The sequence below is a fragment of the Rhodoplanes elegans genome, assembly GCF_016653355.1.
GTDB classification, from domain to species: Bacteria; Pseudomonadota; Alphaproteobacteria; order Rhizobiales; family Xanthobacteraceae; genus Rhodoplanes; species Rhodoplanes elegans.
The window spans coordinates 17,137-29,240 of record NZ_NHSK01000063.1 but is presented as its reverse complement, the minus strand read 5'-3'; the positions used below and the strand labels follow the sequence as shown (position 1 = coordinate 29,240).

Below are 12,104 nucleotides of genomic sequence, written 5' to 3'. Positions count from 1 at the left end.
AGCATCCGATGCGCCGCTTCAACGTCTCGGCCTGGGCGGTCGCCCATCCGACCCTCGTCCTGTTCCTGATCATCATGCTCGGCGCGATCGGGGTGATGTCGTACCTGAAGCTCGGGCGCGACGAGGATCCCTCCTTCACCATCAAGATCGCCGTGGTGACGGCGGCGTGGCCGGGCGCGACCACCGAGGAGATGCAGTATCAGGTCGCCGACCGCATCGAGAAGAAGCTGCAGGAGCTGCCCTTCTTTGAGAAGGTGACGACCTACTCGAAGCCCGGCTTCGTCGCGGCCCTGATGGAGTTCCGCGACACCACGCCGCCCGGGCAGGTGCCGTATCTGTTCTATCTGGTCCGCCGCAAAATGGCGGATCTGAAACCCGACCTGCCGACCGGCGTGATCGGCCCGAACATCAACGACGAGTACGGCGACGTCGACTCGATCCTCTACACGCTGCGCTCCGACGGCGCCGACTACGCCCAGATGAAGCGCATCGCCGAATCGATGCGCCAGCGCCTCCTCAAGGTGAAGGACGTCACCAAGGTGACGATCTACGGCACCCAGGAGGAGCGCATCTTCGTCGACTTCGACCACGTCAAGCTCGCCAATCTCGGCATTTCGGCGCAGGCGATCTTCGACAGCCTCGCCAAGCAGAACGACCTCGCGCCGGCCGGCACCGTGCAGTCGACAGCCCGCATCCCGCTGCGCGTCACCGGCGCCTTCGACGGCGTCGAGACCGTCAAGGAGACGCCGGTCGCGGCCTCGAACGGCACCGTGGTCCGGCTCGGCGACATCGCCACGGTGACGCGCGGTTACGTCGATCCGCCCGATTATCTGGTGCGCCAGCGCGGTGCGCCGGCGCTTGCCATCGGCGTCGTCATGCAGAAGGGCGCCAACATCCTGCACCTCGGCGAGGCCGTCGACGCCGCGATGGCCGAGGTCGAGCGCGCGACGCCGGTCGGCTTCGTCTACGAGCGCATCGCCAACCAGCCGAAGATCGTCGAGGAGGCGGTCGGCGACTTCATGCGCTCCTTCGTCGAGGCGCTGGCCATCGTGCTCGCCGTGTCGTTCCTGTCGCTCGGCTGGCGCACCGGCATCGTCGTCGCGCTCTCGGTGCCGTTGGTGCTCGCCATCGTGTTCGGCATCATGCTGACGATGGGGCTCGACCTGCACCGCGTCACGCTCGGGGCCTTGATCATCGCGCTCGGTCTCCTCGTCGACGACGCCATCATCGCGGTCGAGATGATGGTGGTGAAGATGGAGCAGGGCTGGGACCGCGCCCGCGCCGCCTCCTTCGCCTGGACCTCGACGGCCTTCCCGATGCTCACCGGTACATTGGTGACGGCGGCCGGCTTCCTGCCGGTCGGCTTTGCCGCGTCGTCGACGGGCGAGTACGCGGGCGGCATCTTCTGGGTGGTGTCGATCGCGCTGCTCGCATCGTGGGTCGTCGCGGTGCTGTTCACGCCCTATCTCGGCGTCAAGCTGCTGCCGACCATAGCCGTGCATCACGACGGCGACCTGAACGCCGTCTATCAGGGGCCGATCTATCGCCGCCTGCGCGCCGTGGTCGGCTGGTGCGTGCGCCGACGCGGGCTCGTCGTCGCCGTCACGGCCGTGCTGTTCGTCGTCGCGGTGCTCGGCTTCGGCAAGGTCTCGCAGCAGTTCTTCCCGTTGTCCGACCGCACCGAATTGTTCGTCGAGATCCGCATGCCCGAGGGAACCGCGATCGCGACGACACTCGACGCCGCCCGCGAGGCGGAGCGCCTGATCGACGGCGATCAGGACGTCGCGACCGTCACCACCTATGTGGGCCAGGGGCCGCCCCGCTTCTGGCTCGGCATCAGCCCGGCGCTGCCCAACGAGGCGTATGCCGAGCTCGTCGTCATCGCCAAGGACGTGCCGGCCCGCGAGCGGCTGAAGGCGAAGTTCGACGACGCCCTCGCCAAGGGTGCGCTCGCCGCGGCCCGCGTGCGCGTGAGCCGGCTCGACTTCGGCCCGCCGGTCGGCTTCCCGGTGCAGTTCCGGGTGATCGGCACGGATCCGAACGCGGTGCGCTCGATCGCCTATCAGGTCCGCGACATCATGCGGACGAACCCGGACGCGCTCGATCCGCAGCTCGACTGGAACGAGCAGATGCCGTCGGTGCGTCTGGTGCTCGACCAGGATCGCGCCCGCGCGCTCGGCCTCGACCCGCAGACCGTCGCGCAGACGCTCCAGACGCTGGTCACCGGCCTCACCGTGACGACGGTGCGGGACCGCACCGAGAAGGTCGCCGTGGTGGCGCGCGCCATCGCGCCGCAGCGCGGCGATCTCGGCGCCATCGGCGATCTCACCGTGATGTCGCGGGGCGGCGTGCCGGTGCCGCTCTCCCAGGTCGCCCGCATCGAGCAGGGGCACGAGGAGGCGATCCTGTGGCGGCGCAGCCGCGACATGGTGATCACGGTGCGCACCGACATCCGCGACGGTGTCCAGGCGCCGGACGTGTCGACCGCGATGTGGAACAAGCTCGCCGAGCTGCGCGGCAGCCTTCCGGCCGGCTACCGGATCGAGATGGGCGGCGCCATCGAGGAGTCGTCGAAGGCCAACGCCTCGCTGTTCGCCGTCTTCCCGTTCATGCTGGTCGCCATGCTGACCATCCTGATGGTGCAGCTCCAGAGCTTTTCGCGGCTGTGGCTGGTGCTGCTCACCGCGCCGCTGGGCTTGATCGGGGCGACTGTCGGGCTTCTGGTGTCGGGCATGCCGTTCGGTTTCGTGGCGCTCCTCGGCCTGATCGCGCTCGCCGGCATGATCATCCGCAACACCGTCATCCTGGTCGACCAGATCGAGCAGGACGTCGCCGCCGGGCACACGCGCGGCGAGGCGATCGTCGACGCCACGGTGAGGCGCGCCCGGCCCGTGGTGCTCACCGCGCTCGCCGCCGTGCTGGCCATGATCCCGCTGTCGCGCTCCGGCTTCTGGGGGCCGATGGCCGTCACCATCATGGGCGGCCTGCTGGTCGCCACCGCGCTGACGCTGCTGTTCCTGCCCGCCCTCTACGCCCTGTGGTTCCGCCGCTCGCTCGGCGAGCGCGGCCCGGGGCTCCCGGACGAGGTGGAGGCGGAGAGCGAGGCACACGTTGGGCCGGTCACCCACGATGCGCCGCGGCTCGCCCCCGCGGTGCCGGGCGGGCATCCGCAAGAACCATGAGACATCTGCGCAAGGTTTTCGATAAGCTGTGTCCCGAGGCGGGCGGGCGACCGCCGCGCGAGGGAGGCGGGAAGGTGAGCGACGCGACGCGGGCCGAGGCACGGGAGGTCGACACCCGAACCCGCATCATCACCACGGCGGACCGGCTGTACCGGCAGATCGGCTTTCAGAAGACCACGGTCGCCGACATCGCCCGCGAGCTCGGCATGTCGCCGGCCAATGTCTACCGGTTCTTCCGCTCGAAGGACGAGATCAACGAGGCGGTCGGCCGCCAGCTCCTCGGCGAGGTGCTCGCGGCCGGACTGGAGATCGCCGGCCGCGACGGCCCGGCGGCGGAGCGTCTGCACGCGCTGTTCACGACGGTCGAGCGGATGAACACCGAGCGCTTCACGGTCGAGAAGAAGCTGCACGACCTCGTCGCGCTCGCCCTGACCGAGAACTGGCAGATCGTGTTCGACTATGTCGAGCGGATGGACGAGGTGATCGCCCGCATCATCGCCGACGGGATGAACCGCGGCGAGTTCCGGGCGGGCGATCCGGCGCGGGCGGCGCGTTGCCTGCACACGGCGATGATCCGCTACTCGCATCCGCGCCTGATGGTGGAATGCGCGGACTTCGAGGATCCGAAGGTCCCTCAGATGATCGAGTTCCTGGTCGGGGCGTTGCGGTAGCCTTCGACACGGCGAACCGCGTTCGCTCGTAGACCGGTCGGAGCGCGGCGACATCCGGCGCCATCCGCGCCATGACCGCCCGACCCCGCATTCCGCTGACGCTCCATGCGGGCTACGCCCGTGATGGCGCCGACCGCATCAACCGCGCGGCTTTCTGATCACGTCGGCGAGCGCCTCACGGTCCGCCAGGATGGCGAACGTCTCTTTCACGGTCAGCAGCGCGGCGGCTTCGCCGATCGTGTCGGCCTCGGCGGCGCGGGCGCGGGCGACGACCAGCGCCACGTCGACGTCGCCTTTCCGGCGGGCCGGCTTTTCCTCGAGCATCGCGAGATGCGCGTCGCACAAGCCCGCGTCGGCGGCGAGGCGCACCAGCGCCGGCTCCGCGGCGGCCGGCAGCTCCGCGGCGAGCGCCTGCGCACGCAATAGCACGGCGGGCGGCTCGCGCTCCTCGGGGATCAGCAGCAGACCGGCGCGGCGCAGCGCGCGGCCGACCCGCTCGCTCGACGTGACGGCGACGGTCGGGATCGCCAGCACGAGGCCGGCCACCACCGGCGTCATCCACAGAAGCAGCGGCGCCGACACCGCATAGGCGGACCCGCCGAGGATCACGCCGAGCGCCACGTGGGGGCCGTAGAGCCGCGTCAGCAACCGGATGTCGGTCTGCCCGGCGTCGCGCTGCTGGGCCTGCCAGCCGGCGTCGCGGCCGAGCAGGATCTCGGCCACGGCGCGCGACTGCAGCAGCATCATGATCGGCGCGATCAGGCTGGTGACGACGATCTCCAGGATCACGCTGGCGAACGACCTGATCACGCCGCCGGTGCCGCGCCGCTCGGTCGTCTGCGTCATCGCGGCGAACCAGCCGAGCACCTTGGGGACGATCAGAATCCCCATGGTGCCGCCGAATACCCAGGCGGCGCGGATGGGGTCCTGGGCCGGCCATTGCGGGAACAGCGAGAAGCCGGAGGGGAAGTATTCCGGCTTCACGAACTGCGCCTGTAGGGCGATCAGCAGCCCGACCAGGAGGAACACAAGCCACAGGGGCGAGGTGATGTAGGAGCCGATGCCGGTGAGCAGATGCAGCCGCGACACCCAGTGCAGGCCGCGCGCCGGCAGCACGCCGAGATGCTGCAGGTTGCCCTGACACCAGCGTCGGTCGCGGATCGCGTATTCGGTGAGCGAGGGCGGGCACTCCTCGAAGCTGCCGCCGAGCGACGGCGCCATGTGGACGCCCCAGCCGGCGCGCCGCATCAGCGCCGCCTCGACGAAGTCGTGGCTGAGGATGTGGCCGCCGAACGGTTTCGGCCCGGGCAGCAACGGAAGTCCGGCCTGCCCGGCGAAGGCTTCGACCCTGATGATGGCGTTGTGGCCCCAGTAGTTGCTCTCGGCGCCGTGCCACCAGGCGATGCCGCGGGCGATCAGCGGGCCGTAGACGCGGCCGGCGAACTGCTGGATGCGGGCGAACAGGGTCGTGCCGTTCAGTACCACCGGAAACGTCTGGATCAGGCCGGCGCCCTTGTGCCGTTCCATCGCCCCGGCGAGCCGCACCACGGTGTCGCCGGTCATCAGGCTGTCGGCGTCGAGCACCAGCATGTGCGCATAGGCGCCGCCGAAGCGCGTCGTCCACTCGGCGATGTTGCCGGCTTTTCGCGCGACGTTCTCGCGACGATGGCGATAGTAGATGCTCTTCGATCCCGTGCGTTCGAGCAGCGCCAGATAGGCGGCCTCCTCGCGCACCCAGACCTCGGGATCTGTCGTGTCGCTCAGCACGAAGTAATCGAAGTGGCTACCACGGCCCGTCGCGGCGATCGACTCGACGATCGCCTGCAGGCGCGACATCACCCGGTGCGGGTCCTCGTTGTAGGTCGGCAGCAGCACGGCGGTGCGGGTCGACAGCTCCGGCAGCGGCGCCGTGGTGTCGATGCCGAGGGCGTGGTCGGGGCCGGCCAGGATCGCGACGAAGCCGATCAGGCTCGACACCAGCGAGAAGGCGATCCAGGCGAACAGCGACACGAACAGGCCGAGCACCGTCGCCTCGGGCACGGTCAGGCCCTGCACCTGCAGCACCTGATACATCTCGTAAGCGCCGCCGGCGGTGAGCGCGGCCGTCGCGCCGAACACCAGGAGCCGCCGCAGCCCGGTGCGGGGACGGGTCGCGGGCGCGGCCGTGCCGGTCGGGCGCCACAGCGACTGCTCCGGCATGGGGAGCGGCCGCTCCGGCGGAAGGCCGGGGGAGGGCGTCACGCTGCGCAGGGCGACCGCCTCGTGCATGATCAGGCCGTCCAGCGATAGAGCCACGTTTCGGTCAGCGGCTCGTCGCCGCGCAGCAGCAGGGCGCGCAGCTCGATCGCCGTCTCGCGCTCGGGCGCGAGCTCGAAGGCGAGCCGCCAGCCGCCGTCGATCGGGTTCGGCCGCGCCACGGCGTTGCGCACCTTCCCCTTGTCGGCCTCGACGACGGCCCGCACCGCCGCCGGATCGAAGCCTTTCAGCTTGTCGCCCGTGATGTCCAGCACGAACAGGCGCGTGCTCTCGGGGCCGGCGCCCGCGCGGGTGCGGGCGAACACGGCGAGCGGCGGCGCGCCCGGCTTGTTGGCGCCCCAGTGCAGCCGGTACGTGAACCAGTACTCGCCCTTGGCGGCGAGCGGGTCCTTCGGCCGCCAGAACGCGACGATGTTGTCGTGGATCTCTTCCTTGGTCGGGATCTCGACAAGCTGGATAGCGCCCGCGCCCCAATCGCCGATCGGCTCGACCCACAGGCTCGGCCGCGTCTCGAAGCGCGACTCCAGATCCTCGTAGGCGTGGAAGTCGCGGGCCCGCTGCAGCAGCCCGAAGCCGCGCGGATTGGTGTCCTGGAAGGTCGAGACCTGCAGGTCGGCCGGGTTGTGCAGCGGCCGCCAGATCTCCTCGCCGCGGCCGTTGCGGATCGCGAGCCCGTCGGAATCGTGCACGGAGGGACGGAAGTCGTCGACGCCGACGCGGTCGTTCGGCCCGAAGAAGAACATGCTGGTGCCGGTGCCGATGCCGGGCAGCGCGATCTCGGCGCGCGGATAGAGCGTCATCTCGACGTCGAACACGGTCGTCTCACCGGGCCTGATGGTGAACCGGTAGGCGGCCGCAGCGCTCTTGGAGTCGAGCAGCGCGTGGACCACCATCGAGCCGGTCTGGGCCGGCGGCTTCTCCAGCCAGAAGGCCCGAAAGGCTGGGAACTCCTCGCCCTTCGGGTCGGCCGTGGCGATCGACAGGCCGCGCGCCGAGAGCCCGTAGGTCTGACCCTTGGCGACCGCCCGGAAGTAGCTGGCGCCGAGGAAGACGGCGACCTCGTCGTAATAGTCGGACCGGTTGATCGGCGCGTGCAGGCGGAATCCGGCGAAGCCGATCTGCGCATCGGCCGGCGGCGGCGTCACGGCGCCGAAGTCGAACAGGTCGGCCGCGTAGGCGATCGGACGCGCCTTGCCGTCCACCACCTCGGACAGCGCGACGCGGTCGGTGAACAGGAAGCCGCGATGAAAGAACTGCGCCTCGAACGGCAGGCCCTCGCCGCGCCACAGCGCGCGGTCAGGCTTGAACCGGATGGTGCGGTACTTGTCGTAGTCGAGATCGGTCAGGCTCGGCGGCAGGCCGGCGTCGGGCGCCTGGAACGGCTTCTCGGCGAGCGCCCGCGCTGTCCGGCGCACGACATTGGCGTCGAACGGCGTCTCGGGTGCTTTCGGCTGGCCCTTGTCCTGTGCGCGTGAATTCTGCGCGAGCAGCGGCGTCGCGGCGCCGGCCAGCACGAAGGGCAGCGCCACCGACCCGGCCAGGAGGTCGCGGCGACTCGTCTGATGCGTGGTGATGGTATCCACCTTGGTGACGGTTCGAACCTTCCGGACCAATCTCCGGCCGGCATCCAGGTTCCATCGCACCGGTCGCGGGCGGACGCATGACCGGACCATGGTGCCGCCGCGCTCTTTGCATGACGGCCGCGCCGCAGAGATGAGCGGACGTTCAGACGCACCGGCGCAAGCGCCATCTCACGTCCGGGTCCTCACGCCCGCATGGCATCAATGGCGCGGACGAGCTGCTCGACGAACACGGCGGCCGGGATCGGCAGGTTGCGGTTGCGCAGCTGGCCGACGACCAGCGCCGCGGTCGGCACGTCGCGCGGATCGAGCGGGCGGGCGACGACGCCGGGCGTCGCGCCGGGATCGGCGCCGTCGGTGTCGAGGTCGGCGCCGATCTCCACCTGGAAGGAGAGCACGCGGTCGCGCCGCACCAGGCCGCGCAGCATCTCGAACGAGTTCGACTCGGCGACGACGCGGAGAGCGACGCCGGTGCGGGCGCAGGCCGCGTCGAGGAGCTGGCGGCCGCCGAGCGAACGGTCGGCGAGCGCACACGGGTGGCCGGCGCAGTCGCGCAGCCGCAGCGTCGTCTGCGCGGCGAGCGGATGATCGGCCGGCATCAGCGCGACGAGACGCTGCTCCACCGTCATCAGCGGCCGGAAGCTCGCGTGAAACGACGGTCGGTAGACGGCGACCAGATCGACCTCGTAGGCCTCGAGCAGCGCCATCGCCTGGTCGTGGTCGGCGACCCGCACATCGAACGTCACATAGGGGTGGCGGGCCTGGTAGGTCGCGATCTCGCGCGGCAGGAAGTCGTAGGCGAGCGCCTGGCTGCAGGCGATGCTGACGCTGCCGCGCTTGAGGCCGCGCAGATCTTCGATCTGCGACTTCATCCGCTCGACGTCCGCAGCCTGCTCGCGCACGTAGCGCACGAACACCTCGCCGGCCGCGGTGAGGCGCACGCCGCGCGGCTTGCGCTCGAACAGCGCGGCGCCGAGCTCCTCCTCCAGATCCATGATCCGCCGGTTGACGGCCGAGGCCGTGACGGCGAGCCGCTCGGCCGCCTTCCGGATCGACCCGGCGCGGGCGACCTCGTCGACGTAACGCAGCAGGCGGAGATGGCGCATGGGGTTCTTTCTTTGCGTGCGACGTGCTGCCGCCTGTCGCTTCGGAGCGCGGGCGAGCCCCTGGCCCCGAGCCCGTCATGCCCGGCCTCGTGCCGGGCATCCACGTCTTCGACGCCGCGACGGTTGCTGCGTGGATGGCCGGGACGAGCCCGGCCATGACGAAGCCCGGGGGAGGTGACGAACCGGAGTGAAGCCTTTTCGGCAACGATAGAGCAAAAAATCAGCGGCAGAAGTCAACGCCGGCTTTGGCTAGCGTGATCGGGCCGGACCCCGTCCGGGCCGGCCTCCGGTCCTGTCGCGGCCCGAATGACGCCTCTAAGTTGTTCTGAAGCCTCACGAAACAGCGTCTTCCGAACCCCCGAGAGTGCCCCGCCGATGCCGTCCCCCGCCTCCAGTCCGACCGCCGGCGCTTCCCACACCTCCCTGGTGCGGCCGCGGCGCCCGGAGCGCATCGTCCGCTTTCCGGCGTCGGCCGGCGGCACCGTGGAGATCGACCTCGGCCGCACCGCGCTCGTCGTCGTCGACATGCAGAACGACTTCCTGCACCCAGACGGCTGGTTCCCGCGGGCCGGCATCGACACGGCGCCGGCGCTCTCGATCGTGCCCGGCATGGTCGCGCTCGCCACCGCGCTGCGCCGCGCCGGCGCACCGGTGATCTTCGTCAACTGGGGCGTGCGGGCCGACGTGGCGAACCTCTCCGCTTCGCTGCTCGACAAGGGGCGGCGCGGCGGCACCCGGCCCGGCTATGCCGAGCCGGCGCCGAGCGGCCAGGGCTGCATCCTGGTTCAGGGCGACTGGGGCGCCGCGACGATCGACGCGCTGCCGGTCGAGGCCGGCGACCTCGTCGTCCACAAGCACCGCTACTCGGGTTTTCACGACAACGAGCTCGACTCGATTCTGCGCGGGCGCGACGTGACGACGCTGCTCTTCGCCGGCATCAACACCGACCGCTGCGTGTTCGCGACGCTGACCGACGCGAGCTTCCGCGGCTACGACTGCGTGCTGCTCGCCGACCTCTGCGCCACCGTGGCGCGTCCCGGCGTCAGCGACATGATCCTCGAGCTCGTCGACCTGCTCTACGGCACGGTCGCGACCGGCGCCGCGCTGGTCGCCGCGCTCGATGGCACGCCTTCTGCTTCGCCCGGCCCCTCTGCTTCCCCCACCTCACAGGAGACTTCTCGATGAGGCTCGCCTCCCTGCGCACCGCCCTGATGGCGGCCGCCGCGCTCGCCGCCGCGGCGCTGTCCTCCGCCGCCTCGGCGGAGACCAAGCTGAAGATGGTGCTGAACTGGAAGTACCAGGGGCCGCAGGGCTTCTTCTTCGTCGCCCAGGACAAGGGATACTTCAAGGCCGAGGGCCTCGACGTGACGATCGACCAGGGCGACGGCTCGGCCGCCGCCGTGCCGAAGGTGGCGAGCGGCGCCTACGACATCGGCTTCGGCGACCTCAATGCGCTGATCGAGTTCGCCGCGAAGAAGCCCGAGGAAGCGCCGGTCGCCGTCTATGTGATGTTCAACCGGCCGCCCTTCACGGTCGCCGTGAAGGCCGATTCTCCGATCAAGACCCCGAAGGACTTCGAGGGCAAGACGCTCGGCGGCGCGGCCAACGACGGCGCGCTCAAGCTGTTCCCGGCGCTGTGCAAGTCCGCCAAGATCGACTGCGCCAAGGTGAACATCACCAACATGGCGCCGAACCTGCGCGAGCAGATGCTGATGCGCGGCCAGGTCGACGGCGTGTTCGGCTACGTCAACACGATCCGGTTCTCGGCCAAGCTGATCGGCGTGAAGGACGACCAGATTCGCTTCATCAACTACGGCGATTACGGCATGGATCTCTACTCCAACGCCATCATCGTCTCGAAGAAGCTGGTCAAGGAGAACCCGGAGGCCGTGAAGGGCTTCTTGCGCGCGCTCAACAAGGGCGTGATCGAGTCGCTGAAGGACCCGAAGGCCTCGGTCGAGAGCGTCGCCAAGCGCGAGCCGCTGATCAAGACGGACGTCGAGCTGGAGCGCTTCGACGCCACCGTGAAGGACGAGATGAACCACCCGGAGATCGCCAGGATCGGGCTCGGCAGCATCGACACGGCGCGCCTGAAGACCGCGATCGACATCCTGGTCGACGCGAACGGCCTGCCGCGCACCCCGGCGACGAGCGAGATCTTCGACCCGTCGTTCCTCCCGCCGGCGGCCGACCTGCCGAAGAAGCTGTTCTGAGAGCCTCGCACACGACGCTCGTGTCCCGGGCGCCGTGCAGCACGACGCGTAGCGACGTGATGCACGGCCGACCCGGGACCCAGGGGCCCAGACCTCGTGACTCTGGGCCCCGGCTCGACGGCGCAGCGCGCCGCCGTCCGGGGCACGAGGCTCGGACTCGCTGAACGCAACCGCTCGACAACAAGAAGAACCCTGATGAATCTCGATCTCGCCGGCCGTGTCGTCCTGGTCACCGGACCCGCCAAGGGGATGGGCGCCGCCATCTCGCTCGCCTTCGCGGACGAAGGCTGTCGGCTCGCGCTGGTCGGCCGCGACACCGCCGCGATCGCCCCGGTCGCCGCCGAGGCGAAGGCGCGCGGCGCCGACGCGATCGTGATCGCCTGCGACATCACCGATGCGGCGCAGTGTGATGCGGCGGTGGCGAAAGCGACCGAGACCTTCGGCCAAGTCGACATCCTGGTGAACGTCGCCGGCGGCTCCGGGCCGATCGGCAAGACCGGCGCGCAGACGACGCCGGAAGAGTTCGACGAGATCGTGAAGCTCAACATGGGCGGCTGCTTCAACACCATCCGCGCCGTGCTGCCCGGCATGATGGCGCGGCGCTCCGGCAAGATCGTCAACGTGGGCGGCACGTTCGGGCTGCGCGGCCGGGCCGGCCGGCTCGCCTACTCGGCCTCGAAGTGGGGCCTGCGCGGCATCACCAAGAGCTTCGCGCTCGAGGCGGGTCCTCATAACATCAACGTCAACTGCGTCGCTCCCGGCATGGTCGAAGGCCCACGCTTCCGTGAGAAGGTGTGCGCCAACATGGCCAGGAAGCTCGGCATCTCGGTCGAGGAGGCGGCGAAGCGCCACGCCGAGGATTATGCGCTGAAGCGCGTCTCGACCGACCAGGACGTCGCCAATGCCTGCCTGTTCCTGGCGAGCGACGTGTCCCGCCAGATCACCGGCGTCGACCTGCCGGTCGACGGCGGCTGGGCGATGCTGTGAGCGCGCACATGAGTCACGGTAGCAATATGCCCACCCTTCCCCTCATGGTGAGGAGCGCTCCGCAGGAGCGCGTCTCGAACCATGTGGCCACCCGAGCGGGGGCCGCGTC

8 protein-coding genes are annotated in these 12,104 nt (G+C 70.0%); 5 read left to right on the top strand and 3 right to left on the bottom strand.

Features of this window, described 5'->3' with window-relative positions; genetic code table 11:
* Positions 1 to 8 precede the first annotated feature (8 nt).
* Together CCR97_RS06205 and CCR97_RS06200 are read left to right on the top strand one after the other, a co-directional pair.
* Entirely contained in the window at positions 9 to 3,182 is a 3,174-nt protein-coding gene (locus tag CCR97_RS06205; protein WP_111355818.1) for an efflux RND transporter permease subunit, read from the top strand.
* Positions 3,183 to 3,256: 74 nt separating this feature from the next.
* Positions 3,257 to 3,853, top strand: a complete 597-nt coding sequence (locus tag CCR97_RS06200; RefSeq protein ID WP_245428737.1) for a TetR/AcrR family transcriptional regulator — start codon at positions 3,257 to 3,259, stop codon at positions 3,851 to 3,853.
* A gap of 138 nt (positions 3,854 to 3,991) precedes the next feature.
* On the opposite strand, the gene mdoH is transcribed toward CCR97_RS06200, so the two are convergent.
* From mdoH to CCR97_RS06185, 3 genes are all read right to left on the bottom strand, one after another.
* Positions 3,992 to 6,121 (bottom strand): glucans biosynthesis glucosyltransferase MdoH, encoded by a 2,130-nt coding sequence (gene mdoH, locus CCR97_RS06195; RefSeq protein ID WP_111355820.1) that lies wholly within the window; start codon positions 6,119 to 6,121, stop codon positions 3,992 to 3,994.
* 2 nt (positions 6,122 to 6,123) lie between these two features.
* Positions 6,124 to 7,683 carry an OpgD/OpgG family glucan biosynthesis protein gene (locus tag CCR97_RS06190; protein WP_420826063.1) on the bottom strand — a complete coding sequence of 520 codons (1,560 nt, stop codon included), beginning with the start codon at positions 7,681 to 7,683 and terminating at the stop codon, positions 6,124 to 6,126.
* A gap of 191 nt (positions 7,684 to 7,874) precedes the next feature.
* Positions 7,875 to 8,795, bottom strand: a complete 921-nt coding sequence (locus tag CCR97_RS06185; RefSeq protein WP_111355822.1) for a LysR family transcriptional regulator — start codon at positions 8,793 to 8,795, stop codon at positions 7,875 to 7,877.
* A gap of 375 nt (positions 8,796 to 9,170) precedes the next feature.
* Here CCR97_RS06185 and CCR97_RS06180 point away from each other — a divergent pair, with 375 nt between their 5' ends.
* The 3 genes from CCR97_RS06180 (at position 9,171) to CCR97_RS06170 (ending at position 11,995) form a co-directional block, all read left to right on the top strand.
* Complete coding sequence (locus CCR97_RS06180; RefSeq protein WP_170145707.1) at positions 9,171 to 9,980, top strand: cysteine hydrolase family protein; 810 nt, start codon at positions 9,171 to 9,173, stop codon at positions 9,978 to 9,980.
* Positions 9,977 to 11,008, top strand: coding sequence for an ABC transporter substrate-binding protein (locus tag CCR97_RS06175; RefSeq protein ID WP_111355824.1), 1,032 nt, complete (start codon positions 9,977 to 9,979; stop codon positions 11,006 to 11,008). Before CCR97_RS06180 ends, CCR97_RS06175 begins: the two co-directional genes overlap by 4 nt.
* Positions 11,009 to 11,203: 195 nt before the next feature.
* Positions 11,204 to 11,995, top strand: a complete 792-nt coding sequence (locus CCR97_RS06170; protein ID WP_111355825.1) for an SDR family NAD(P)-dependent oxidoreductase — start codon at positions 11,204 to 11,206, stop codon at positions 11,993 to 11,995.
* Positions 11,996 to 12,104: the final 109 nt, after the last annotated feature.